Source organism: Cellulomonas sp. S1-8, assembly GCF_026184235.1.
Classification (GTDB): domain Bacteria; phylum Actinomycetota; class Actinomycetes; order Actinomycetales; family Cellulomonadaceae; genus Cellulomonas.
In genome coordinates this window covers 2,635,016-2,659,951 of record NZ_CP110806.1, presented here as the reverse complement: position 1 = coordinate 2,659,951, position 24,936 = coordinate 2,635,016, and the positions used below count along the sequence as shown (strand labels likewise).

The following is a 24,936-nucleotide window of genomic DNA, read 5'->3' as shown; positions in this document are numbered from 1 at the left end:
CCGGGGGGCGTGGGTGCGTCGCGGACACGCGGCGCACCCCGTCCCTCGTCCCACCTCCCCCGGCTCCCGAGCCGGGACCGCCACGCACGCCGACGAACGCGGTGGACGACCATGACCGCAGCACCCGCCCGGCCCCGCGCCGGCGCCCTGCCCGGGCGCCGGCGCCTCGCGGCGCGCGCCGGTCGGTCCGGGTCCCGGGTCGTCGCCGTGCTGCTGGCCTTCGTCGTGACCGCGACGTCCGCGTCGGGCTACTGGAGCTCGACCGGCTCGGCCTCCGCGTCGGCGACGACCGGGACCCTGTCTCCGCCCACGGGGGTGACGGTCCCCGCGGACGTCTTCACGGACGTGCCCCTCGAGTGGACGCCGAGCGCGGGGGCTCCGACGCCCGAGGGCTACCTGGTCACCCGCTCCGACGGCGTGACCACGAGCCCCGCGTGCGGCAGCACCCCGACGTCGCTGGTCGTCGGCACCGTGTGCAGCGACGTGGGCGTCCCACCCGGGGACCACACCTACGTGGTGACGGCCGTCTACCGCTCCTGGACCGCGCCCGGCACCGCGAGCGGCACCGTCACGGTGTCCGGTGCCACCCGGCTGGTCTTCGGCGTCCAGCCCACCGGCACCGCGCCCGGCGCTGACGTCGCACCGGCGGTCACCGTCCGCCTCGCGACCGCCGACGGCACACCCGTCGCGACGGCGGGGATCGCGGTCACGGTCGCGATCGCGGACGGCCCCCCCGGTGCCGTCCTGGGCGGCACGCTGACGGTCGCCACCGCGTCCGACGGCACCGCGACGTTCGACGGGCTCACCGTCGACCAGGTGGGCACCGGCTACACGCTCGTCGCCTCCGCGGTCGGCCTGGCCTCGGGGACCAGCGACCCGTTCGACGTCGCGGTGCCCGGGCCGCTGGGGGCGGCCGCGGGCTTCTCCGTCCTGGCCGGCACCGCGGTCGTCAGCACCGGCGCGACGGCCGTCAGCGGCGACCTCGGCGTCAGCCCGGGGATCGCCGTCAGCGGGTTCCCGCCGGGGATCGTCGCCGGGGACGTCCACGCCGGTGACGACGAGGCGGCCGACGCCCGCACCGACATGATCGCCGCCTACGACCAGCTCGCGGCCCTGGCGCCCGACGACGACCTCAGCGGCGACCTCAACGGTGTGACGCTCCTGCCCGGGGTCTACCGGAGCGGCGCCGCGCTCGCGCTGACGGGCACGCTGATCCTCGACGCCCTGGGCGACGCGGACGCCGTGTTCGTCATCCAGGTCGGGGCCGCGCTGGACACGGCTGCCGCCAGTGCCGTGGTGCTCACCGGCGACGCGCAGGCGTCGAACGTCTTCTGGGTCGTGGCGGGTGCCATGGGCACCGGAGGGTCGTCCGCGTTCTCCGGCACGGTGATCGCCCAGGGCGCGATCACCCTCGGTGCGGGGACCGTGCTGATCGGACGGGCGCTGTCCTACGACGCGGTGACGCTCGCCGGCGCCACGATCCGCTTCACGACCGCACCACCCCCGACCATCAGCATCACCGGTGGCGACGCCCGGGCGACCAAGGACACGATGCCCGTGGTCAGCGGCACCAGCGACGCACCGGACGGCAGCGTCGTGACGGTCACCGGCGTCGGCGCCCCGCGCACGACGACCGTCACCGGCGGTACCTGGAGCGTGACCGCGGCGGCCGACCTGCCGGCGGGGACGTACGCGGTCGTGGCCAAGGTGCGCGTCGCCTCGGGGGACGGCGGGAGCGACACCCAGCAGCTCACCGTCGAGGTCAACCCCGCGCCGATCGCGCTCGGGTCCGCGGTGACGTTCTCGGTGCTCGCGGCCACGGGCGTCGTCAGCACCGGCGCCACCGACCTCAGCGGTGACCTGGGGGTCAGTCCCAGCGCATCGGTCACGGGCTTCCCGCCGGGCGTCGTGCACGGGACCGTCCACGCCGGCGACGCGGCTGCCGCGACCGCCCAGGCCGACCTGCTCGCGGCCCTCGGCGACGCCGCGTCGCGGCCCGCTCACACCCAGGTCTCCGGGAACCTCGGGGGTCGCACCTTCCACGTCGGCGTGCACCACACCGCCGCGGCGCTCGCACTGACCGGCACCGTCGTCCTCGACGCCGAGGGCGACCCGGACGCGGTCTTCGTCTTCCGGACCGATGCCGCGCTGGACACCGCCGCGGGGAGCGTCGTCGAGCTGAGGAACGGCGCCCAGGCGTCGAACGTGTTCTGGGTCGCGGCGGGTGCCGTGGGCACCGGAGCGGACTCGTCGTTCGCCGGCGTGATCCTCGCGCACGGTGCCGTCACCCTCGGAGCCCGCAGCACCCTGGAGGGTCAGGCGCTGTCGCGGGGCACCGTCACGCTGGCGGACAACGGCGTCACCGGCGTCGCAGGGGTGCCGGAGTGACCTGCCAGCCGCTGCCGCGGACCGGCGTCGAGGGCGACCTCGGCCTCCTGGTGGTGCTCGCGCTCGCGCTCGTGAGCGTGGGGATCGTGCTGCGCGTGGCCCGCCGGTCGCGCCGCGGTGGCGGCGTCGCGCGGGCCGGTGGCGGCCTCGCGGCCCTCGCCCTGCTGGTCGTGGGCGTGACCGTGGCGGTCGTCGCTCCCGCGCCGTCGGCCCGGGCCGCGACGTGGGACTGCCTCGCCACCGACGGCTCGCTCACCGTCCGGCAGGTCTCGGTGCTGGACGGCCTCGCGCCCGGGGTCGAGCCGGTCGCGATCGAGGGTCTGCTGACGAACACAGGAGGAGAGGGCACCGTCGTGGCGGCGGTCGACGTCACCATCGCCTCCGTCGCCCTCGCGGGGCACCGCGTCGGGAGCTGCGGTGCGAGCGACTACCTCCTGCTGGACCCCCGCATGCCCGTCGGGCGGACCCTGGCACCCGGGGACTCCGCCTCCTTCACCGGCGCGGCCATCGGCTTCCGCACCACGGCGACCGACCAGGACGCCTGCCAGGGCGCCACCGTCCACCTCCGCTACACCGTGGTCCCCGGGACCACCGCCGGGTGACCTCGTGGGCCGTGGTGGTCGCGGCACGCGTGCGGCGACGCCGGTCGCCGGTTGCGCCCACGTGTCACGTAACGCGTCGTTGACATGGGCCTACTAGATTCGCGCCATGGCGGACCTCTTCGACGACTACCCGGCGGGGACCGCGTGGGACGAGATGATCGGCCCCGAGGGCGAGGTGCGCTCCGCGTACCGGCACGTGCACTCGGCGCTGGGACAGCTCTCGGACGGGGAGCTGCGCGCCCGCGCCGACACCCTGGCGCGGTCGTACCTCAAGCAAGGCGTGACGTTCGACTTCGCGGGCGAGGAGCGGCCGTTCCCGCTCGACGTCGTCCCGCGGGTCATGGCCGGGGACGAGTGGGAGCACGTCGCCCCCGGCGTCGCGCAGCGCGTGCGGGCGCTCGAGGCGTTCCTCGCCGACGTCTACGGACCCCAGAAGGCGGTCGCCGACGGCGTGGTGCCGCGCTCCGTGGTCGTCTCCTCCACGCACTTCCACCGTGCCGCCCGGGGCATCGAGCCGCCCAACGGCGTGCGCGTGCACGTCTCCGGCATCGACCTCGTGCGGGACTCCCTGGGCGGCTGGCGGGTGCTCGAGGACAACGTGCGCGTCCCGTCGGGCGTGAGCTACGTGCTGTCGAACCGGCGCGCGATGGCCCAGACGTTCCCCGAGCTGTTCGCCGCGCTGCGCATCCGGCCCGTCGTCGACTACTCGCGCCGCCTGCTCGCGGCGCTCATCGCCGCGGCCCCGCACGGCGTCGACGACCCGACCGTCGTCGTCCTGACGCCCGGGGTGTTCAACTCCGCGTACTTCGAGCACACGCTGCTCGCCCGCACGATGGGCGTCGAGCTGGTCGAGGGGCGCGACCTGTACGTCTCGGGCGGGCGCGTGTGGATGCGCACGACGCAGGGACGCCGGCGGGTCGACGTCATCTACCGGCGCGTCGACGACGAGTTCATCGACCCGGTGACGTTCCGCTCGGACTCGTTGCTCGGCTGCCCGGGGCTGATGACCAGCGCCCGCCTCGGCAACGTGACGATCGCCAACGCCATCGGCAACGGCGTGGCCGACGACAAGCTGCTCTACACCTACCTGCCCGACCTCATCCGCTACCACCTCGGCGAGGACCCGATCCTGCCGAACGTCGACACGTGGCGGCTCGAGGACCCGGGTGCGCTCGAGGAGGTGCTCGACCGGTTGCACGAGCTCGTCGTCAAGCCCGTCGACGGGTCGGGCGGCAAGGGTCTGGTCGTCGGGCCGCGCGCGACGCGCGCCGAGCTCGACGTGCTGCGCGCCCGGCTGCGGGACGACCCGCGCGGGTGGATCGCGCAGCCCGTCGTGCAGCTGTCGACCGTGCCGACGCTCGTCGAGGACGGCCTGCGGCCCCGGCACGTCGACCTGCGCCCGTTCGCCGTCAACGACGGCGAGTCCGTCTACGTCCTGCCGGGCGGGCTGACGCGCGTCGCGCTGCCCGAGGGCCAGCTCGTCGTCAACTCCTCGCAGGGTGGCGGGTCCAAGGACACGTGGGTCCTGGGTGGGCGCGTGCCGCGGCGCGCGCAGACGCAGCGCCAGTCGCTGCCGCAGCCGGTGCCCAAGGACGCGTCGGTCCCGATCGACTCGAACCCCTCCGACCAGCGCGTCCAGGTGATGCAGCAGCAGCAGCAGCGGACCACGGAGGGTGCGACGTGCTGAGCCGGATCGCGGAGTCGCTGTTCTGGATCGGTCGGTACGTGGAGCGCGCCGACGACACGGCGCGCCTGCTCGACGTGCACATCCAGATCCTGCTGGAGGACCCGTGGGCCGAGGAGGACCTGGCCTGCCGGTCGCTCCTGTCCGTCATGGACCGCCCCGACCCGCCGGCCGACCTCGACGTCGGCCGGGAGCACGTGCTCGACGTCCTCGGGTACGACCGGTTCTCGCCGTCGTCGATCGCCGGTGCGATCGTCTCCGCGCGGGAGAACGCGCGCCGTGCCCGGGAGATCGTGTCGACCGAGCTGTGGGAGTGCCTCAACACCAGCTGGAACCAGCTGCCGTCGCAGATGCGCCCGGCCCGCCCGCACGACTACTTCACGTGGGTGCGGGAGCGTGCCGCGATCGTCACCGGGATCATGGAGTCCACGACGTCGCGCGACGAGACATGGCACTTCATGGTCCTGGGGCGGTCGATCGAGCGCGCCGACATGACGGCGCGGCTGCTGACGACACGCGCGCTCGCCGGGTCCGCGGGTCCGAGCTGGGTGACGCTGCTGCGCTCGTGCGGTGCCCACGAGGCGTTCCTGCGCACCTACCGCGGCAACGCCTCGGACGAGCGTGCCGCCGGCTTCCTGCTGCTCGACCGGCTGTTCCCGCGCTCGATCGTGTACGCGCTGAACGAGGCCGAGGCCTCCCTGGCGGCGCTCGAGCCGGTCGCCGACCGGGCGACCATCGGCGAGGCGCGCCGCCACATCGGTCGCGTCCGGACCAACCTGGAGTACCGGCCGCTGCTCGAGATCGTCGACGAGCTGCCGCGCGAGATGGAGCGCGTGCAGCGGGCGTGCTCGGCGGCGTCCGACGCCATCCGCGGACGGTACTTCCCGTCCGGGGCCGAGCTGACGTGGGTGGGGGAAGCACTGTGAGCAGGGGGGAAGCGCTGTGAGCCGGCTGCGGATCGTCCACACGTCCACGTTCCGGTACACGGACCCGGTGGTCGCGTCGTACAACGAGGCCCGCATGACCCCGCTCTCGCAGCCCGGTCAGGCGGTGCTCGAGTCGCGCCTGGACATCCACCCCCAGACCTGGATGCACGACTACCGGGACTACTGGGGCACGCAGGTCACGGCGTTCGAGGTCCTGGCGCCGCACCAGTCGCTCGTGCTGACCGCCGAGCACGTCGTCGAGGTCGTCGAGCGCCCCGGGCCCTCCTCGACGGTCGGCTGGGACGTGCTGCACGGTCCCGAGGTGCGCGACCGGCTGGCCGAGCAGCTCGCCGACACCGACGCCACCGAGGTGCCCCAGGAGGTCGTCGAGATCGCCCGGCGCGTCGCCGAGGGGCTCGAGCCGGCGGCCGCCGCCGAGGCGATCTGCGGTGCTCTGCGCGACGAGATGGAGTACATCCCGGGCGTCACGACCGTCCACACGCCTGCCACCGAGGCGTGGACCAAGCGCATCGGTGTCTGCCAGGACATGGCGCACCTCGTGCTCGGCGCGCTGCGGTCGGTCGGCATCCCGGCGCGCTACGTCTCGGGGTACCTGCACCCCGACTCGTCCGGCGAGATCGGGGCGACGGTCACGGGCGAGTCCCACGCGTGGGTCGAGTGGTGGACCGGCGAGTGGTGCGGGTACGACCCGACCAACCGGGTGCGCGCGGGCGAGCACCACGTCGTCCTGGGCCGCGGCCGCTGCTACGACGACGTGCCGCCGCTGCGCGGGATCTACGCGGGCCGCCAGACGCAGGACCTCTCGGTGCAGGTGCGGATCACACGGGAGGCGTGAGCGTCGGCGCCGTCACGGCGTGATCCGGCCGGCGAGCGCGGCCTCGAGCGCCGCCCGGTCGCCCGTGACGGTCAGCGCGGGGTCGTCCGGCGTCGTCCTGCCCCACAGCAGGAGCGCGAGCGCGGCGGCCGGCCCGGCCACCTGGACGACGGGGGAGGGCGGTGCGTCCTCGTCGGCGTCCGTCGACCAGGCGCGTCCGACGTCCCGCGCGACGAGGGCGATGCGCCCCGGCAGCACCGTCGTGCGTCCCAGGCGGACCTGTCGCGGCTGGAACATGGTCACGACCTCGTCGACCGTGTCCGCCCACAGCTCGGCCGGGACGTCGAGCGGCAGCCCGCCGGCGGTCCGCAGGTCCCACAGGTGGACGAGGGTCTCGTGCACCTGGCGGCGGTGCCAGAACCGCACGACCCCGCTGCCGTCGAGCGTCCACGCCGGCGCGTCGGGGTCCAGGGCCTCGAGGGTCGCGCGCAGCTCGGCGGCCTGGGTCGCGTAGAGCTCGTCGAGGACGAAGGGGCCGCGGCCCAGCGGCGTCTCCTGGCACCGGCGGGCCTGGCCGGCCGCCCAGTGGTGGATGCGGGCGAGGTGCACCACGAGCTCGCGGACCCGCCACCGGCCGCACCAGGGCACCGGGACGGTCGCGTCGACCTCGCGGACCGACGCGAGGAAGCGGCCCTGCAGCGCGCCCAGCGTCGCGAGGTCCGGGAGGGTGAGGTCGGTGACGGTGGGTGCGTCGCCCAGGTCGCGCGTCATGGGACCATGGTGGGGTCCGCCTCCCGACACCCGACAGGGCCACGCCCGCCGTCGGGGGACGCGATCCCGCCGATCGCGGGTCGCCGGTCCGCCGCGACGGCGCCGGTGCCAGGGTCGTCCCGACCGTCGAGAAGACCGTCCGAGAATCCGGAGAACGCCGAGTTGCCGATCCCGTCCGCCACCGCCGCCGAGCGGATCCGCCCCGCGGCGACCGCCCCCGAGCTGCTGCGCAACTTCTGCATCATCGCGCACATCGACCACGGCAAGTCGACGCTCGCCGACCGGATGCTCCAGCTCACGGGTGTCGTCGACGCGCGCGCCATGCGCGCCCAGTACCTGGACCGCATGGACATCGAGCGCGAGCGCGGGATCACGATCAAGTCGCAGGCCGTGCGGATGCCGTGGGGCGTGGCCGACGACGCCTTCGCGCTCAACATGATCGACACCCCGGGCCACGTCGACTTCACCTACGAGGTCTCGCGCTCGCTGGCGGCCTGCGAGGGTGCCGTGCTGCTGGTCGACGCCGCGCAGGGCATCGAGGCGCAGACGCTGGCCAACCTGTACCTGGCGCTCGAGAACGACCTGGCGATCATCCCGGTGCTCAACAAGATCGACCTGCCCGCCGCGCAGCCCGAGAAGTACGCCGAGGAGCTGGCCAGGCTCATCGGATGCGAGCCGGAGGACTGCCTGCGGGTGTCCGGCAAGACCGGTGCGGGCGTCGTCGAGCTGCTCGACCGGATCGTCGAGCTGGTCCCGCCGCCCACGGGCGACGCGCACGCGCCCGCCCGCGCGATGATCTTCGACTCGGTCTACGACACCTACCGCGGCGTCGTCACCTACGTCCGTGTCGTCGACGGCAACCTGAACCCGCGCGAGAAGATCGTCATGATGTCGACGCGCGCGACCCACGAGCTGCTCGAGATCGGCGTCAGCTCCCCGGAGCCGGTGCCGACCAAGGGCCTCGGGGTCGGTGAGGTCGGGTACCTCATCACCGGCGTCAAGGACGTGCGCCAGTCGAAGGTCGGCGACACGGTCACCAACGCGAGCAAGCCGGCCGCCGCGGCGCTGGGCGGCTACTCCGACCCCAAGCCCATGGTGTTCTCGGGCCTGTACCCGATCGACGGCACCGACTACCCGGTCCTGCGCGACGCGCTGGACAAGCTGAAGCTCAACGACGCGGCGCTGAACTACGAGCCCGAGACGTCGGTCGCTCTCGGGTTCGGCTTCCGCGTCGGCTTCCTCGGCCTCCTGCACCTGGAGATCGTGCGCGAGCGGCTCGAGCGGGAGTTCGACCTCGACCTCATCTCGACGGCCCCGAACGTGGTCTACGAGGTGACGCTCGAGGACAAGAGCGTGGTCACGGTGACCAACCCGAGCGAGTTCCCCAGCGGCAAGATCGGCGACGTCCGCGAGCCGATGGTCAAGGCGACGATCCTGTCCCCGGCGGAGTTCATCGGCGCGATCATGGAGCTCTGCCAGGGCAAGCGCGGCGAGCTGCAGGGCATGGACTACCTCTCCGAGGAGCGCGTCGAGCTGCGGTACGTGCTGCCGATGGCGGAGATCGTCTTCGACTTCTTCGACCAGCTGAAGTCCCGGACGCGCGGGTACGCGAGCCTCGACTACGAGCGCATCGGGGACCAGGTGGCGGACCTCGTCAAGGTCGACATCCTGCTGCAGGGCGAGACCGTGGACGCCTTCAGCGCGATCGCCCACAAGGACAAGGCGTACGCGTACGGCGTGATGATGACCGCCAAGCTCAAGGAGCTCATCCCGCGCCAGCAGTTCGAGGTGCCGATCCAGGCCGCCATCGGCGCCCGGATCATCGCGCGCGAGACCATCCGCGCCATCCGCAAGGACGTGCTGGCCAAGTGCTACGGCGGTGACATCTCGCGCAAGCGCAAGCTGCTGGAGAAGCAGAAGGAGGGCAAGAAGCGCATGAAGACGATCGGCCGGGTCGACGTGCCGCAGGACGCCTTCATCGCCGCGCTGTCCAGCGAGCCCGCAGGGTCGGCCGGCGGCAAGGACGCGAAGAAGAAGTGAGCGGCACGGTCGCCGGCACCGGCGGCACCCCGTGAGCCCCGCACTGCCCGAGGGCGACCCCGCGCCGCCGGACGGTGCGCTCCCCGCCGCGGCGGCGGACGGCGCCGCGACGCGGGCGCTCGGTGTCTACCTGCACGTGCCGTTCTGCGCGGTGCGGTGCGGGTACTGCGACTTCAACACCTACACCGCCACCGAGCTCGGCGGCGGGGCGAGCCTCGCGGCCTACGCGGGGACCGCGCTGGGGGAGCTCGCGCTCGCGGACCGCGTGCTGCGGGCGGCGGGTCTGCCGTCGCGGCCCGTCGCGACGGTGTTCGTCGGCGGTGGCACCCCGACCCTGCTGCCCGTCGACGACCTCGCGCGGCTCCTCGACGGCGTGCGCACCACGTGGGGGCTGGCCCCGGACGCCGAGGTGACGACCGAGGCCAACCCGGACTCGGTGACCCCTGACGGGCTCGCGCGGCTCGCCGCGGCCGGTTTCACGCGCGTCTCGTTCGGCATGCAGTCGGCCGTGCCGCACGTCCTTCGCACGCTCGAGCGCACGCACGACCCGGCACGGGTCCCCGACGTCGTGCGCTGGGCGTGCGACGCGGGCCTGCGGGTCTCGCTCGACCTCATCTACGGCACGCCCGGGGAGTCGCTCGACGACTGGCGGCGGTCGCTGGACGTGGCGCTCGCGACGGGGGTGGACCACGTGAGCGCGTACGCGCTGGTCGTCGAGCCGGGCACGCGGATGGCCGTCCAGGTGCGCCGCGGTGAGCTGACCCTGCCCGACGAGGACGACCAGGCCACCAAGTACGAGCTGGCCGACGACCTGCTCACCGCCGCGGGCCTGCACTGGTACGAGGTCAGCAACTGGGCGCGGACGCCCGCCGACGCGTCCCGGCACAACCTGGGGTACTGGCGCGGCGACGACTGGTGGGGCATCGGACCCGGGGCGCACAGCCACGTCGGCGGCGTGCGGTGGTGGAACGTCAAGCACCCGCGCGCCTACGCGGACCGCCTCGCGCGCGGGCTGAGCCCGGCCGCGGGCCGTGAGGTCCTCGACGCCGGTACGGTCGCGCTCGAGCGCGTCATGCTGGGGGTGCGGATCGCGCAGGGCCTGCCGCTCGACGACCTGGCGGCGCCGGCGCGGACCGCCGTGGCGGGGCTCGTCGCCGACGGGCTGGTCGACCCGCGTGCCGCGCTCGGTGCCGACGGCCCCCGCCGCGTCGTCCTGACCCGCCGCGGCCGGCTGCTCGCCGACACCGTCGTGCGGGCGCTCACGGCCTGAGGGACGCGACCCTCGCGACCCTCAGGCCACCAGGCGCAGCGTCGCGGGGTAGCGGTACCACTCCCAGCGGCTCGCGGCGACGGCGGCCAGGATCGCCAGGACGACCCAGGCGACGCCCAGCGCGATCAGCACGGGCGACGCCAGGCCGAACGTCACGGCCGTGAGGACCGCGCCCGCGATGCCCGCGATCAGCAGCGTGATCTGGAAGTTCAGCGACTCCTTGGCGTGGTGCTCGAGGAACGGCCCACGGCCGCGGAAGACCAGCCAGACGACCAGCGGCGCGAGGAACCCGACGCCCAGCAGCGGCAGCAGGTGGCCGAGGATCGCCCACGTGCGCTCGTCCTCGGGCCGCAGCGGGGGCGGGGGCGGGGCCGCCCAGCCGGGAGGGGCAGGAGGCGTGCTCACCGCACGAGCTCCAGGCTGAACGGGTACCGGTAGGACCCGCCGCGGTACGCCGTCACGGCGGCGAGGATCGACAGCACGAGCGCGACGATGGCCACCGCGAGCTTGCCGACCCACCCGACGATCCCGATCACCGGGATCTGGTGGACGACGTGGAAGATGATCATCGCGATGAGCGCCGTCAGCTGGAAGTTGAGCGCCACGAGCGCCTCCCGCGCGGTCGCAGGGTCCTTGTCCCGCTGGACCAGCCACACCACGAGCGAGGCGATCCACCCCGCGAACATGTACGTGAGGATGCCGCCGAGGTGCGCCACCATCGCCAGCGTGCTGCCCTGCGACGACCGGGTGGACGGCGTGGGTCGGGGGTCGTAGGACACGTGCGGCTCCTGGGGCTCGTCATGGGCGGCGGCCTGCGTCCGTGCGGCGACGGGCGCAGGACGGACGTCTCGCGAGCGGCAGCGTACCGGTCGGACGGGTGGAAGTGCCCGGTGGTGCGGCGCGGGGCCTTGACACGTTCTGCGGCATTTCGCTTCGCTGACGACCGGGGCGTGCCAACGCCCCGCCACGCGCCCAGGAGGCATGCAATGAGTGAGATCCCCGGCGGCCCGCCGCCGCGCGACGACGACCCGAGCGTCCCGCCGCCCCCGCCCGTGTTCGGGCAGCCCGGGGGCACCGCGCCGCCCGCGCCGCAGCAGCCCGGCGCGCCCACCCCGCCCCCCGGTGGGGCGTACTCGCCGCCGCCCGCCTACGGGACGCCGGGCGGTGCCGCGCCCGGGGCCTACCCGCCCCCCGCGTCGCCGTACGGCCAGCCCGGCGCCCAGCCGCCGCCCGGCGCCTACGGCCCGCAGTCCGGCCCCGTCGACATCGGCGCAGGCTTCTCGTGGGCGTTCTCCAAGTTCGGGCAGCACTGGGTGGCGTTCGTGCTCGGCGGCCTCGCGTGGTTCGCCGTCATCGCCGTCGTCGCGATCGTCGGGATCGGCCTGGTCGGCGGTGTCGCCGCGCTCGGCGGCGGGTCGGACGGCGTGGCGGGTGCCGCGGCAGGCGTCGGCGCGTCGATCGGCATCGGCCTGTACATCGCGGTGATGCTGCTGCTGCTCGTGCTGTTCAGCGCCGCCTTCATCAAGGCCGCGCTGAAGGTCGCGGCCGGCCACCAGATCGGCGTCGGCGACCTGTTCGACACCTCGCACATGTCGCAGCTCGTCGTCCTCGGCCTGCTCTACGCCGTCGCCGGGTTCGTGCTCAACTTCATCCCGTTCCTCGGGCAGGTCGCGTTCGTCGCCGCGGGCTTCTTCGTGTTCTACGCGGTCGCCGCGATCGTCGACCGCAACGAGGGCGCCATCGAGGCGATCCGCACGTCCGTCGCGCTGCAGACGCGTGACCTGGGCACCGGCGTGCTGGTGTACCTGCTCGTCGCCGTGGTGAGCTGGATCGGCACCGCGGTGTGCGGCATCGGCGTGCTCGTGTCGCTGCCCGTCGGTGCGCTCCTCACGGTGTACGCGTACCGCCGCCTCACCGGGGGCCAGGTCGCGGCCTGACATCCCGCCCCGACGCAGCGGGGCCCGTCCGGCCGACGCCGGACGGGCCTCGCCGCGCCCGGGGCTCAGGCCGTGACGAAGTCGATGAGCTCCTCGACGCGGCCCAGCAGGCTCGGCTCCAGGTCGGCGTACGAGCGCACCGACCGCAGGATGCGCTGCCAGGCGCGGGCGACGTCGGCCTGGTCCTGCGCGGGCCAGCCGAGCTCGCGCAGGATGCCCCGCTTCCACTCCGTGCCCCGCTCGATCGTCGGCCACGCCGCCAGACCCACCCGCTCGGGCCGCACCGCCTGCCACACGTCGACGTACGGGTGACCCAGCACGACCACCGTCCCGGCGGGCACCGTGCGCAGGGCCTCGGCGGCCAGTCGGCTCTCCTTCGACCCGGGCACGAGGTGGTCGACGAGCACCCCGACGCGCCGGTCGGCCGTGGGGGAGAAGTCGCGCAGCGCGTCGGCCAGGTGGTCGACGCCGTCGAGCAGCTCGACGACGACACCCTCGACACGCAGGTCGTCGCCCCACACCTTCTCCACGAGCTCCGCGTCGTGCTTGCCCTCGACCCAGATGCGCGAGCCGCGCGCGACGCGGGCCGGTGCGTCGGGCACGGCCACCGAGCCGGACGCGGTGCGCGTCGGGCGGGTGGGCGCGCGGGTCGTCACGGGCGCGGTCAGGACGACGGGCTCGCCGTCGACCCAGAACCCCGGGCCGAGCCGGAACGTGCGCGTCCGACCACCGCGGTCCTCGAGCACGACCACGTGCTGGCCGCCGGACTTCTCGACCCGCACGACCGCGCCGACCCAGCCCGTCTCGACGTCCTCGACGACCAGGCCGCGCTCGGCGGGCTGGTCGCGCGACGTGCGCGCGGGGCGGTGGTGGGCGGGGCGGGGGGCGTCACGGCCGCCCGACAGCACGTCCGAGCCGTAGCGGTCGTCTCTCACGCAGGCACTCTAGGAGGTCGTCCCGGCGACGCGCCCGACGACGCGCGGCCCGGCCCCGCTCGCGGACGGCTCGCGCCCCGCTCGCGCCCCGGTCCCGGTGACGCCTGCCCTCTGCCGGTGCGACCGCGTAGAATTGGCACTCGGTCCGGGCGAGTGCTACGCCGGGACCGTGCCACAGGCACTGCACGGCCCGTGCGCGGGCAGACGAGCGACCGGGGACGGAGGGAGCGGCATGAGCGAGGACCGTCGGCTGGACGTGCTGCGCGCGATCGTCGAGGACTACGTCGCCACGCGTGAGCCCGTCGGCTCGCGCGCCCTCACCGAGCGTCACGCGCTCGGGGTGTCGCCCGCCACCATCCGCAACGACATGGCCGCCCTCGAGGAGGCCGGGCTCATCGTCCAGCCGCACACGTCGGCCGGCCGGGTGCCGACCGAGGCCGGCTACCGGGAGTTCGTCGACCGGCTCACCGGTGTCCGTCCGCTATCGGCCGCCGAGAAGCGCGCCATCGGCACGCTGCTCGAGGAGGCCGTCGACCTCGACGACGTCATCGACCGGGCCGTGCGGCTGCTCGCGCAGCTCACCCACCAGGTGGCCGTCGTGCAGTACCCGTCGCTGCGGCGCTCCGCGCTGCGGCACGTCGAGCTCGTGCCGGTCGGTGCGCGTCACCTGCTGGTCGTGATCATCACGACCACCGGACGCGTCGAGCAGCGCACGCTCGAGCTGACGGCGGACCTCGACGACCAGGTCGTCGCACGGCTACGCGTGCGGCTCAACGTCGCCGCGGCCGGCCTGCGGCTCGCCGAGCTGTCGGCGGTCCTCGACGCGCTCGCGGTCGAGTTCGCGCCCGGCGGCGAGGACCTCGCCCGGTCCGTCGTCGCGGTCGTCGCGGAGACGCTGGCGCAGGAGCGCGAGGAACGCGTCGTCATCGCCGGTGCGTCCCACCTGGCGCGCAGCGGCGGCGCGGACTTCCCGCACACCATCGGGCCGGTGCTCGAGGCGCTGGAGGAGCAGGTGGTCCTGCTGCGCCTCCTGTCGGAGATGGCCGAGGACTCGGCCGGCGTCGCGGTGCGCATCGGCCGCGAGCACCAGCACGAGGGCCTCGCCGAGACGAGCATCGTCACCAGCGGGTACGGCGGCGAGGGCTCCTCGGTCGCCGTGCTCGGGTCGGTCGGCCCGTTGCGCATGGACTACCCCCAGACCATGGCGGCGGTCCGCGCCGTCGCCCGTTACCTCACCCGGATCCTCGCGGGCTGAGCGGCCGCCCCCGCGCGCCGACCGGCGCGCCACGCGACGGCCCGACCACGCCCCGCACGAGCAGGAAGCGAGCAGCTCGCCACGTGACCGACTACTACGAGATCCTCGGCGTCCCGAGGGACGCGACCCCCGAGCAGATCAAGAAGGCCTACCGGCGGCTGGCCCGCGAGCTGCACCCGGACGTCGCGGGCACCGACCCCGGGACGGAGGACCGCTTCAAGGACGTCTCGCGCGCCTACGACGTCCTGGGCAACACCGAGAAGCGGCGCGCCTACGACATGGGTGCGGACCCCGCGTCGCCGGGTGGCGGCATGGGCGGCGGCTTCGGATTCCAGGACATCTTCGAGACGTTCTTCGGCGCCGCCGGGGGTGGTGCGCCGCGCGGCCCCGTGCCGCGTGCCCGACGCGGGCAGGACGCGCTCGTGCGGCTCGACCTCGACCTCGCGGAGGCGGCCTTCGGGGTGCACCGCGACGTGCAGGTCGACACGGCCGTGCTCTGCCCCACGTGCGGCGGCACCTGCTGCCGGCCCGGCACGTCGCCGCGCACCTGCGAGGTCTGCGGGGGCCGCGGGTCGGTGCAGCGGGTCGCGCGCTCGTTCCTCGGGCAGGTCATGACGACCCAGCCGTGCGCCGCCTGCCACGGCTTCGGCACCGTGATCCCCGAGCCGTGCACCGAGTGCGCGGGCGAGGGCCGCGTGCGGTCGCGTCGCACGCTGTCCGTCGACGTCCCCGCGGGTGTCGACACCGGGACGCGCATCAAGCTGACCGGCCAGGGCGAGGTCGGTCCGGCCGGCGGTCCGCCGGGCGACGTGTACCTGGAGGTGCGCGAGCGCAAGCACGAGATCTTCGTGCGTCGCGGTGACGACCTGCACGCGACGCTCCAGGTGCCGATGACCGCGGCCGCGCTGGGCACGGTCCTGGCGATGGAGACGCTCGACGGCCCGCAGGAGGTCGACCTGCGGCCCGGCACCCAGCCCGGGCAGGTCATCACGCTGCGGGGGCTCGGCATCGGCCACCTGCACGTCGGTGGCCGCGGTGACCTGCACGTCCACGTCGAGGTGCAGGTGCCGACGCCCGCCGACGAGGAGCAGGCCGAGCTGCTGCGCCGGCTCGCCGTGCTGCGCGGCGAGGAGCGTCCGGAGGCGCGGCTCGCGGCCGCCAACCCGGGCATGTTCGCGAAGCTGCGCGACAAGCTCTCCGGCCGGTGAGCGCACCCGTCTTCGTCGTCGAGCCCGGGCTGCTCGACGACGTCCGGGCGGGCGGGGAGTACCTGCTGGGCGGCCAGGAGGGCCGGCACGCGGGCGTCGTGCAGCGTCGTGGGCCGGGGGAGCGCGTCGACGTGGTCGACTGCGCCGGCGTCCGCGTCGTCGGCCGCGTGCGCGCCGCGGGGGCCGAGGGCGTGCACATCGACGTCGACGAGGTCGTCGTCGAGCCGGAGCCCGCCCCGCGCCTGGTGCTCGTGCAGGCGCTCGCCAAGGGCGACCGCGACGAGATGGCGATCGAGGCCGCGACGGAGGTCGGGGTCGACGTGGTCGTGCCCTGGCAGGCCGAGCGGTCCGTCGTCATCTGGCGCGGCGAGCGTGCGCAGAAGAGTCGCGCGCGGTGGATCGGCACCGTGCGGACGGCGACCAAGCAGTCGCGACGCGCGCGCATGCCGGCCGTCGACGAGCCGCTCGACGACCGGGGTCTGGTGGCGCGGGTCACCGCGGCCGTGGCGGCGGGCGGCGTCGCCGTCGTCCTGCACGAGTCGGCGACGACCCCGCTGCACGAGGTCGCGCTGCCGGCCGCCGGTGACGTGCTCGTCGTCGTCGGCCCCGAGGGCGGCATCAGCGACCGCGAGGTCGACGACCTCACCGGTGCCGGCGCGGTCGTCTGCCGCCTCGGCCCGCACGTGCTGCGCACCTCGACCGCCGGGCCGGTCGCGCTCGCGATGCTCGCGGACCGCCTCGGCCGCTGGGGCTGACGGCCCGGACCCGGACGCGGGGTCGGCGGCGCGTGACGGGGAGTGGTGCGCCGCCGGCCCCACGGGTCCGGGGGTCAGCGGGAGTCGCTGCCCACGTGCTCGACGGCCGCACGTCCCGCCTCGAGCCGGGCGATCGGGACGCGGAACGGGGAGCAGGACACGTAGTCCAGCCCGACGGCGTCGAAGAACCGGATGGACTCCGGGTCGCCGCCGTGCTCGCCGCACACGCCGAGCGTGAGGTCGGGGCGGGTCGTGCGACCCAGCTCGACGGCGGTCCGCACGAGCGACCCGACGCCCGTGACGTCGATCGTCTCGAACGGTGACACCGAGAGCACCCCGTTGGCGGCGTACTGCGAGAAGAACGCGCCCTCGACGTCGTCGCGGCTGAAGCCCCACGTCGTCTGCGTGAGGTCGTTGGTGCCGAAGGAGAAGAACTGCGCCTGCGTGGCGAGCCGGTCCGCCGTGAGCGCCGCGCGCGGCAGCTCGATCATGCAGCCGACCGGCAGGTCCACCGTCACGCCCTGCTCGGTGCTCACCTCGGCCATGATCGTCGTCGCGCGGTCGCGGACCAGGCGCAGCTCCTGCACCGAGGCCACCAGCGGGACCATGATCTCCGCGTGCGGGTGGCCGCCGTCGGCCAGCCGGGCCGCGACCGCCTCGGCGACCGCGCGGATCTGCAGGTCGAACAGGCCGGGCACGACGAGCCCCAGGCGCACCCCACGCAGGCCCAGCATCGGGTTGGCCTCGTGCATGCGGCGCACCGCGGTGAGCAGCGTGACCTCACGCTCGTCGACGCGGCCCCGCTCGGCGGCCAGCGCGACCTTCACGGACAGCTCCGTGAGGTCGGGCAGGAACTCGTGCAGCGGCGGGTCGATGAGCCGGATGGTCGTCGGCAGCCCGTCCATCGCCTCGAGCAGGTCCGTGAAGTCCTGCCGCTGCAGCGGCAGCAGCGCGTCCAGCGCCTCCTGCCGCTCGTCGTCGTCCGTCGCGAGCACCACACGCTCGACGAGCACGCGCCGCTCGCCGAGGAACATGTGCTCCGTGCGGCACAGGCCGATGCCCTCCGCGCCCAGGCTGCGGGCGCGGGTGGCGTCCTCGGCCGTGTCGGCGTTGGCGTGCACGCGCAGCCGGCGGGTCGCGTCGGCGTGCTCCAGGATCCGGTCGACCGCCCGCACCAGGTCGCGCGTCTCCTCGTCCGGGGCCTCGTCGAGCGCGACGTCCAGACCGTCCTCGAGGTACCGCTGCACGGGGGAGGGGACGACGGGCACGTCGCCGAGGAAGACCTCGCCGCTGGTGCCGTCGATCGCGATGACCTCGCCCTCGGTGACGGTGTGCCCGCTGCGGGTGACCATGGTGCGCGCCGTGGCGTCGACGGTGAGCTCCTCGGCGCCGACGACGCACGTGCGGCCCATGCCGCGCGCGACGACCGCCGCGTGCGACGTCTTGCCGCCGCGGGCGGTGAGGACACCCACGGCGGCGATCATGCCGCCGAGGTCGTCGGGGTTGGTCTCGCGACGCACCAGGACGACGTCCTTGCCCTCGGTGGCCCACTGCTCGGCCGTCGCGGAGTCGAACACGGCCATGCCGACCGCGGCGCCGGGGGACGCGGGCATCGCCTTCGTCAGCAGCACACGGTCCGCGCCGTCGGCGGCGAACTGCGGGAACTGCAGCTGCGAGAGCTGGGCGCCGGTGACCCGGGACAGCGCCTCGTCCATCGTGATGAGGTGCTCGTCGACCAGCTGGCACGCGATGCGGAACGCCGCGGGCGCGGTGCGCTTGCCGACGCGCGTCTGCAGCATCCACAGCTTGCCGCGCTCGATCGTGAACTCGATGTCGCACAGGTCGCGGTAGTGGGTCTCGAGGCGGCGCATCGCCTGGCGCAGCTCCGCGGACGCCGCCGGGTCGACCTCCTCGAGGTCCGCGAGGGACAGCGTGTTGCGGATGCCGGCGACCACGTCCTCGCCCTGCGCGTTGACCAGGTAGTCGCCGTAGTCGCCCGTGCGGCCCGACGCGGGGTCGCGCGTGAAGGCGACGCCGGTGCCCGACGTCGGCCCCAGGTTGCCGAAGACCATCGAGCACACGTTGACCGCCGTGCCCAGGTCGTCGGGGATGCGCTCCTTGCGGCGGTACAGCCGGGCGCGGTCGGTGCCCCAGGACTCGAGGACCGCGACGATCGCCAGGTCGAGCTGCTCGCGCGGGTGCTGCGGGAACTCGCGGCCCGACCCGTCGCGCACGATCTGCTTGTACGTGTCGACCAGGGCGTGCAGGTCGGTGGCGTCGAGGTCGACGTCCGCGGACACCCCGCGTGCGGCCTTCGCCTTGTCGAGCGCGTCGGCGAACAGGTCCGCGTCGATGTCGAGGACCGTGCGGCCGAACATCTGGATGAGGCGGCGGTAGGAGTCCCACGCGAAGCGCTCGTCGCCCGAGAGCTCCGCCAGGCCCTGCACGGACGCGTCGTTGAGGCCGACGTTGAGGACCGTCTCCATCATCCCGGGCATCGAGAACTTCGCGCCCGAGCGCACCGACACCAGGAGCGGGTCGTGGAAGTCCCCCAGGCGGCGGCCCAGCTCGTCCTCGAGGTGCCGCACCGCCATGGTGACCTCGACCCGCAGCTCCGGCGGCAGCTCGCCGGTGCGCATGTAGGCGCGGCACGCCTCCGTGGTGATCGTGAACCCCGGGGGGACGGGCAGGCCCAGCCGGGTCATCTCGGCGAGGTTGGCGCCCTTCCCGCCGAGCAGGTCCTTCTGGTCCTTGTCACCCTCGCTGAAGTCCTTGACGTACCGGGCCATGGTGCTTCCTCCGTCGCAGGCACCCACCGGGCTCCGTTGCCCGGCGTCCTCGTCCCAGTGTTCTCCTGGCGCGGCGTGCGTGCCCGGGGACGAAGGGCCCAGGGGAGCCCGTGCGTGTCGGACCGGAGCCGTAGGATGGGCACGTGCCCGCAGGAGGGCACGCCTCGAGAGAAGGAGCGCACGGCACCCGCCGAGCACATGGCCGAGACCAGCCCCCAGCCCCGCGTCCCGCAGTCCCGCCACGCGCGCGTCGAGCACCGGATCACCGTCCCGACCGATGTGTCGATGGTCGAGCTGCTCGGGTTGCGCGACGAGGTGCTGCGCAGCATCGAGGACGGCTTCCGCACCGTCGACGTGCACGTGCGCGGCAACGAGGTCACGCTCGCGGGTCCGCCCGGCGACGTCGCCCTCGTCACGCGGCTCGTGGACGAGCTCATCGAGATGGCCGCCGCGGGCACGCCGCTCAGCCCCGACGTGGTCCTGCGGTCGGTGAAGATGCTGACTGCCGACTCCGGGGCGCGGCCCGCCGACGTCCTGACGTTCAACATCCTGTCCTCGCGCGGGCGCACCATCCGCCCCAAGACGCCCGGGCAGAAGGAGTACGTCGACGCGATCGCGCGCACCACCGTGACCTTCGGGATCGGTCCCGCGGGCACCGGCAAGACGTACCTCGCGATGGCGAAGGCCGTGCAGGCCCTGCAGGCGCGCGAGGTCACCCGCATCGTGCTGACACGCCCGGCCGTCGAGGCGGGCGAGCGCCTCGGCTTCCTGCCTGGGTCGCTCTCGGACAAGATCGACCCCTACCTGCGCCCGCTGTACGACGCGTTGCACGACATGGTCGACCCCGACTCGATCCCGCGGCTCATGGAGGCGGGCACGATCGAGGTCGCGCCCCTGGCGTACATGCGGGGTCGCACCCTCAACGACGCCTTCGTCATCCTCGACGAGGCCCAGAACACCTCCGTCGAGCAGATGAAGATGTTCCTCACGCGGCTCGGCTTCGGCTCCAAGGTGGTCGTCACGGGTGACGTCACGCAGGTCGACCTGCCGAGCAGCACTACGTCTGGCCTGCGGGTCGTCGAGCAGGTCCTGGCGGGCGTGGACGACATCGCGTTCTGCCGGCTGACGTCCACCGACGTGGTCCGGCACCGGCTGGTCGGCGAGATCATCGACGCCTACGCGCGGTGGGACCGCTCATGAGCGTCGAGGTGAGCAACGAGTCCGGCGTCGAGGTCGACGAGGCCGAGTTCTCCGCGCTCGGTCGGTACGTGATGGACGCGATGCACGTGCACCCCCAGGCGGACCTGTTCGTCCGCCTGGTCGACACGGGCACGATGACGGACCTGCACGTGCGGTGGATGGACGAGCCCGGCCCGACGGACGTGCTGTCGTTCCCGATGGACGAGCTGCGGCCCGGCCGCGAGGGCGAGCCGGCCGGTCCCGGGGTCCTGGGCGACGTGGTGCTGTGCCCCGAGGTCGCGGCGACCCAGGCGCGTGCCGCCGGGCACTCGACGGCCGAGGAGATGCTGCTGCTGACGACGCACGGCATCCTGCACCTGCTCGGCTACGACCACGCCGAGCCGGACGAGGAGAAGGAGATGTTCGCGCTCCAGCGCCGCCTCCTCCTGACGTTCCTGGCCGGTCGATGAGCGGCGTCCCCGTCGCCCTGCTGCTCGCGATCGCGCTGCTGGGGATCGTGCTGGCGGCCGCCCTGTCGGCCGGTGAGGTCGCCGTCCAGCGCGTGACCCGTGCCCGGGTCGCGGAGCTCGAGCACGACCGTCCCGGCGCCGCCGCGCGCGTGCGCCGGCTCGTCGACGACCCCGCCCGCGTGGCAGCGGCCGCCGCGTTCGTCCGGCTGCTGGGCGAGATGACCGCGACCGTGTGCCTCACGCTGGCCCTCAGCGCCGGCAGCCTGTCGTGGTGGGCCACCGCGCTGCTCGCGATCGCGGCGTGCGCGGTCGTCGCGTTCCTGCTCGTCCGCGTCAGCCCGCGCAGCATGGGCCGCCGCCACCCCGTCGGCGTGCTGGCGAGCCTGTCGCGCCTGCTGCTGACCGTGACGCGGCTCGCGGGCGGCGTCGGACGACGTGCGGACCCCGCCGCGTCGACGAGCGAGCAGGACGACGCCGAGCTGCGCGACATGGTCGAGCGCGTGAGCGAGTCCGACGCGATCGAGGAGAACGAGCGGGAGATGTTCCGCTCGGTCCTCGAGCTCGGGGACACCCTGACGCGCGAGGTGATGGTGCCGCGCACCGACATGATCACGACCCGCGCGAGCACGCCGCTGCACAAGGTGCTCGCGCTGCTGCTGCGCTCCGGGTTCTCGCGCGTGCCCGTCGTCGGGGAGTCGGTCGACGACGTCGTCGGCGTGCTCTACCTCAAGGACATCGTGCGGCGCATCCCGGCACCCGCCGGTGGGCGCGACGCCGGCGACGACGACCCGCTCGACGCGCCCGCGTCGTCGCTGGCACGCCCGGCGGTGTACGTGCCGGAGTCCAAGCCCGTCGACGCGCTGCTGCGCGAGCTGCGCGACGGGTCGAGCCACATCGCGCTCGTGGTCGACGAGTACGGCGGCATCGCCGGGCTCGTGACGATCGAGGACGCGCTGGAGGAGATCGTCGGCGAGCTCACCGACGAGCACGACACGAGCGCACCGGGCGTCGAGGAGATCGGCGACGGCGGCTACCGTGTGCCGGCGCGCCTCGGGCGCGACGAGCTGGGCGACCTGTTCGGCATCGAGGTGGAGGACGAGGACGTGGACACGGCGGCCGGTCTGCTCGCCAAGGCGCTGGGCAAGGTGCCGCTGCCCGGGTCGGTCGGGGAGATCCACGGCCTGCGGCTGGAGGCCGAGCGCGTCGAGGGCCGCCGCAAGCGGCTCGCGACGGTGCTGGTGCACCGGGCGGCCGACGCCGACGAGGGCACGCCCTCGACCCCCGCCCGCGGCACGTCCGCCACGGGCACCCCCGCGCGCGGCACCCCCGCCACGCGCGACCACGGCGCGGAGGCGACCCGATGACCCACCGTTCCGGATTCGCCTGCCTGGTCGGGCGGCCCAACACGGGCAAGTCGACCCTGACGAACGCGCTCGTCGGGCAGAAGGTCGCGATCACCTCGGGGCGCCCGCAGACCACGCGGCACGTCGTGCGCGGCATCGTGCACCGCGAGGACGCACAGCTCGTGCTCGTCGACACCCCCGGGCTGCACCGGCCGCGCACGCTGCTGGGCGAGCGCCTCAACGACCTGGTGCGCGACACGCTCACCGAGGTCGACGTCATCGGCTTCTGCGTGCCGGCCGACGAGCGGATCGGCCCCGGCGACCGCTTCATCACCGAGCAGCTCGCGCGCCTGTCGCAGCCCGGCCGCGCGAACACCCCCGTCGTCGCGGTCGTCACCAAGACCGACACGGTGCCGCGCGCGAAGCTCGCGGAGCAGCTCATGGCGGTCGACCAGCTCGGGGAGTGGGCCGACATCGTGCCCGTCTCCTCGCGCGACGGCTACCAGGTCGACGTCCTCGCCGACGTGCTGGTGGGACACCTGCCCGAGGGGCCGGCGCTGTACCCCGCCGGGGAGCTCACCGACGAGCCCGAGCTGGTCATGGTCGCCGAGCTCGTGCGCGAGGCGGCCCTCGAGGGCGTGCGCGACGAGCTGCCGCACTCGCTCGCGGTCGTCGTCGACGAGATCGTCCCGCGCGACCAGCCGCCGGGCGCCGACGGGCGTCCGCTGCTCGACGTGCGTGTCCACCTGTTCGTCGAGCGTGACAGCCAGAAGGCGATCGTCATCGGGCGGGGTGGGGCGCGGCTGCGCGACGTCGGCACGCGGGCCCGCACGCAGATCGAGGCGCTGCTCGGCGCCCGCGTCTTCCTCGACCTGCACGTCAAGGTGGCCAAGGACTGGCAGCGCGACCCCAAGCAGCTCGGCCGGCTGGGCTTCTGAGGTGGCGGTGACGGCGTCCGGCGCGTGGCGCCGGGTGACGCGCCTGACCGGGCGCGGCGGCCGGTCGGGACGCTCGGCGTCGGCCTACGGCCTGGTCGCCGGGGTCGCGCTCGGCGTCGTCCTGCTCGCCGTGATCGGCGCGGTGATGGGACCGCGCTGGGACCCCGTCCCGCTCGCGGACGAGATCGAGATCGGGTCGACCAGCACCGCGATCGGCGACGCGCCGCCGCTCGCCGTCCACGACGTGCGGACCGTCGAGGTGACCGTGCCGCTCGACGGAGCCAGCGTGCGCGCGCGCCTCAGCCTGCCCGTCGACGTGACGGAGCCCGCACCCGCGGTCCTCTTCGTGCACGGCGCCGGCACCGGCAGGTTCGCCCAGGCGTTCACCGCCCAGGCCCAGGCGCTGGCCGCCGCCGGCGTCGTCGCGATGGTGCCGGACAAGCGCCTCGACACGTACACCACGCGCCACCGCGACTACGTCGCGATGGCCGACGACTACCTGCGTTCCGTGGACCTGCTGCGCGACCGGCCGGAGGTCGACCCCGACCGCGTCGTCGTGTACGCCGAGAGCGAGGGCGGCTGGATCGCCCCGGTCATGGCCGCGCAGGACCCGAGGCTCGACGCCCTGGTCCTGGTCTCCTCGCCGGTGGTGCCGCCGCGGCAGCAGGCCGCCTTCGCCGTCGACGCGTACCTGCGCAACACCGGGGTGCCGCAGGCGATGTTCCGGGCGATCCCGCGGGCCGTCGGCATGTCGATGCCCGGCGGCGGGTTCGAGTACGCCGACTTCGACGTGCAGCCGTGGCAGCAGCAGGTCAGGCAGCCCGTGCTCGTCGTGTACGGCACGGGGGACGCGTCGATGCCGGTCGTGCAGGGGGCGCAGCAGATCCTCACGGACGTCGCGGTGACCGGCAACCACGACGTGACGGTGCGGTACTACGACGGTGCGAACCACGGCATGCGGGTGGACGGGGAGGTGCTCCCCGCCTTCCTGGAGGACCTGGCGGGCTGGGTGCAGGGCCTGCCGGACACGGCCGACGCCGCGCCGCGGGTGGCGGGTGCGCAGCCCGAGCAGACCTACCTCGCCGGACCCGTGCCGCAGCCGGGCTGGCTGCGCGACGGCAGCGTGCTGCTCGGGCTGGTGATCGGCGCGCTGGCGCTCCTGCTGGTCGCGTCCCTCACGGTGGGGACGACGCGCGTCGTGCAGGGCGTGACGGCCCGTCGCACCGTCGAGGACGACGCGCCGCCGCCGCCGCGGTACGCGCGCGGGGTCGCGGGCCGCCTCGCGCTCGTGGGCGGCGCGACCGTCGCGACCGCGGCCGCGCTGGTCTGGTACGTGGTGTCCGTCGCGCGGCTGGCGGTGGACTACGAGCGCAACGCGTGGGTCGTGCAGGGCGGCTGGGTCGGGGTGCGCCTGCTGGGCACCGCGGCCGTGCTCGCCGTGGTGCTGCTGGCGCGCCGCGCGCACGACGCCCAGCAGGACGACGAGGCCGTCGGACCGGGCGTCGCCCGGTTCTTCGCGATGTGGTGCGTGCTCGCAGGATCGGCCGTGCTGCTCGTGGTGCTGGCCTACTGGGGTGTGTTCCAGCTGGGCATCTGAGGGTGAACTGGACG

General features: G+C 74.3%; 21 protein-coding genes. 16 read left to right on the top strand and 5 right to left on the bottom strand.

Features of this window, described 5'->3' with window-relative positions; translation table 11 throughout:
• Positions 1–111: 111 nt before the first annotated feature.
• From OKX07_RS11955 to OKX07_RS11935, 5 genes are all read left to right on the top strand, one after another.
• Entirely contained in the window at positions 112–2,388 is a 2,277-nt protein-coding gene (locus OKX07_RS11955; RefSeq protein ID WP_265628294.1) for an ice-binding family protein, read from the top strand.
• Positions 2,385–2,990 (top strand): hypothetical protein, encoded by a 606-nt coding sequence (locus tag OKX07_RS11950; RefSeq protein ID WP_265628293.1) that lies wholly within the window; start codon positions 2,385–2,387, stop codon positions 2,988–2,990. Before OKX07_RS11955 ends, OKX07_RS11950 begins: the two co-directional genes overlap by 4 nt.
• A gap of 106 nt (positions 2,991–3,096) precedes the next feature.
• Positions 3,097–4,677 carry a circularly permuted type 2 ATP-grasp protein gene (locus OKX07_RS11945; RefSeq protein ID WP_265628292.1) on the top strand — a complete coding sequence of 527 codons (1,581 nt, stop codon included), beginning with the start codon at positions 3,097–3,099 and terminating at the stop codon, positions 4,675–4,677.
• Positions 4,671–5,600, top strand: coding sequence for an alpha-E domain-containing protein (locus OKX07_RS11940; protein ID WP_265628291.1), 930 nt, complete (start codon positions 4,671–4,673; stop codon positions 5,598–5,600). Before OKX07_RS11945 ends, OKX07_RS11940 begins: the two co-directional genes overlap by 7 nt.
• Positions 5,601–5,616: 16 nt before the next feature.
• Positions 5,617–6,456: a transglutaminase family protein gene (locus tag OKX07_RS11935; RefSeq protein ID WP_265628290.1), complete on the top strand. Its 840-nt coding sequence runs from the start codon at positions 5,617–5,619 to the stop codon at positions 6,454–6,456.
• Between the two features lie 12 nt (positions 6,457–6,468).
• On the opposite strand, the gene OKX07_RS11930 is transcribed toward OKX07_RS11935, so the two are convergent.
• On the bottom strand, positions 6,469–7,206 hold the full coding sequence (locus OKX07_RS11930) for a maleylpyruvate isomerase family mycothiol-dependent enzyme (RefSeq protein WP_265628289.1): 738 nt from the start codon (positions 7,204–7,206) through the stop codon (positions 6,469–6,471).
• Positions 7,207–7,368: 162 nt separating this feature from the next.
• Between OKX07_RS11930 and lepA the strand changes: the two genes are divergently transcribed.
• Together lepA and hemW are read left to right on the top strand one after the other, a co-directional pair.
• The gene (lepA, locus tag OKX07_RS11925; protein ID WP_322746777.1) at positions 7,369–9,246 is read left to right on the top strand and encodes a translation elongation factor 4; all 1,878 of its coding nucleotides are present in this window, start codon (positions 7,369–7,371) and stop codon (positions 9,244–9,246) included.
• Positions 9,247–9,277: 31 nt separating this feature from the next.
• Positions 9,278–10,516 (top strand): radical SAM family heme chaperone HemW, encoded by a 1,239-nt coding sequence (hemW, locus tag OKX07_RS11920; protein ID WP_265628288.1) that lies wholly within the window; start codon positions 9,278–9,280, stop codon positions 10,514–10,516.
• Positions 10,517–10,537: 21 nt separating this feature from the next.
• On the opposite strand, the gene OKX07_RS11915 is transcribed toward hemW, so the two are convergent.
• Positions 10,538–10,921 carry a DUF4870 domain-containing protein gene (locus OKX07_RS11915; protein ID WP_265628287.1) on the bottom strand — a complete coding sequence of 128 codons (384 nt, stop codon included), beginning with the start codon at positions 10,919–10,921 and terminating at the stop codon, positions 10,538–10,540.
• Positions 10,918–11,295 (bottom strand): DUF4870 domain-containing protein, encoded by a 378-nt coding sequence (locus OKX07_RS11910; protein ID WP_265628286.1) that lies wholly within the window; start codon positions 11,293–11,295, stop codon positions 10,918–10,920. Before OKX07_RS11910 ends, OKX07_RS11915 begins: the two co-directional genes overlap by 4 nt.
• A 207-nt stretch (positions 11,296–11,502) precedes the next feature.
• Between OKX07_RS11910 and OKX07_RS11905 the strand changes: the two genes are divergently transcribed.
• The gene (locus tag OKX07_RS11905; RefSeq protein ID WP_265628285.1) at positions 11,503–12,453 is read left to right on the top strand and encodes a hypothetical protein; all 951 of its coding nucleotides are present in this window, start codon (positions 11,503–11,505) and stop codon (positions 12,451–12,453) included.
• 65 nt (positions 12,454–12,518) lie between these two features.
• On the opposite strand, the gene OKX07_RS11900 is transcribed toward OKX07_RS11905, so the two are convergent.
• A complete protein-coding gene (locus OKX07_RS11900; protein WP_265628284.1) occupies positions 12,519–13,388 on the bottom strand; it encodes a DUF3097 domain-containing protein in 870 nt (289 codons plus the stop codon).
• A 232-nt stretch (positions 13,389–13,620) separates the two neighbouring features.
• Between OKX07_RS11900 and hrcA the strand changes: the two genes are divergently transcribed.
• From hrcA to OKX07_RS11885, 3 genes are all read left to right on the top strand, one after another.
• The gene (gene hrcA, locus OKX07_RS11895) at positions 13,621–14,643 is read left to right on the top strand and encodes a heat-inducible transcriptional repressor HrcA (RefSeq protein ID WP_265628283.1); all 1,023 of its coding nucleotides are present in this window, start codon (positions 13,621–13,623) and stop codon (positions 14,641–14,643) included.
• An 83-nt stretch (positions 14,644–14,726) separates the two neighbouring features.
• Positions 14,727–15,851 (top strand): molecular chaperone DnaJ, encoded by a 1,125-nt coding sequence (gene dnaJ, locus OKX07_RS11890; protein ID WP_265628282.1) that lies wholly within the window; start codon positions 14,727–14,729, stop codon positions 15,849–15,851.
• Positions 15,848–16,606: a 16S rRNA (uracil(1498)-N(3))-methyltransferase gene (locus OKX07_RS11885; protein WP_265628281.1), complete on the top strand. Its 759-nt coding sequence runs from the start codon at positions 15,848–15,850 to the stop codon at positions 16,604–16,606. Before dnaJ ends, OKX07_RS11885 begins: the two co-directional genes overlap by 4 nt.
• Before the next feature lie 74 nt (positions 16,607–16,680).
• Here the strand turns inward: OKX07_RS11885 and ppdK are convergent, their stop codons facing one another.
• Positions 16,681–19,395, bottom strand: coding sequence for a pyruvate, phosphate dikinase (gene ppdK, locus OKX07_RS11880; RefSeq protein WP_265628280.1), 2,715 nt, complete (start codon positions 19,393–19,395; stop codon positions 16,681–16,683).
• A 198-nt stretch (positions 19,396–19,593) separates the two neighbouring features.
• On the opposite strand from ppdK, the gene OKX07_RS11875 reads away from it, so the two are divergent.
• From OKX07_RS11875 to OKX07_RS11855, 5 genes are read left to right on the top strand one after another with little or no spacing between them, the layout of a single operon-like run.
• Positions 19,594–20,595: a PhoH family protein gene (locus OKX07_RS11875; RefSeq protein ID WP_265631912.1), complete on the top strand. Its 1,002-nt coding sequence runs from the start codon at positions 19,594–19,596 to the stop codon at positions 20,593–20,595.
• The gene (ybeY, locus tag OKX07_RS11870) at positions 20,592–21,044 is read left to right on the top strand and encodes an rRNA maturation RNase YbeY (protein WP_265628279.1); all 453 of its coding nucleotides are present in this window, start codon (positions 20,592–20,594) and stop codon (positions 21,042–21,044) included. The genes OKX07_RS11875 and ybeY overlap by 4 nt, the downstream gene beginning before the upstream one ends.
• A complete protein-coding gene (locus OKX07_RS11865) occupies positions 21,041–22,408 on the top strand; it encodes a hemolysin family protein (protein WP_265628278.1) in 1,368 nt (455 codons plus the stop codon). Before ybeY ends, OKX07_RS11865 begins: the two co-directional genes overlap by 4 nt.
• Positions 22,405–23,325 carry a GTPase Era gene (era, locus tag OKX07_RS11860; protein WP_265628277.1) on the top strand — a complete coding sequence of 307 codons (921 nt, stop codon included), beginning with the start codon at positions 22,405–22,407 and terminating at the stop codon, positions 23,323–23,325. The genes OKX07_RS11865 and era overlap by 4 nt, the downstream gene beginning before the upstream one ends.
• A 7-nt stretch (positions 23,326–23,332) precedes the next feature.
• Positions 23,333–24,922: an alpha/beta hydrolase family protein gene (locus tag OKX07_RS11855; protein WP_322746776.1), complete on the top strand. Its 1,590-nt coding sequence runs from the start codon at positions 23,333–23,335 to the stop codon at positions 24,920–24,922.
• Positions 24,923–24,936: the final 14 nt, after the last annotated feature.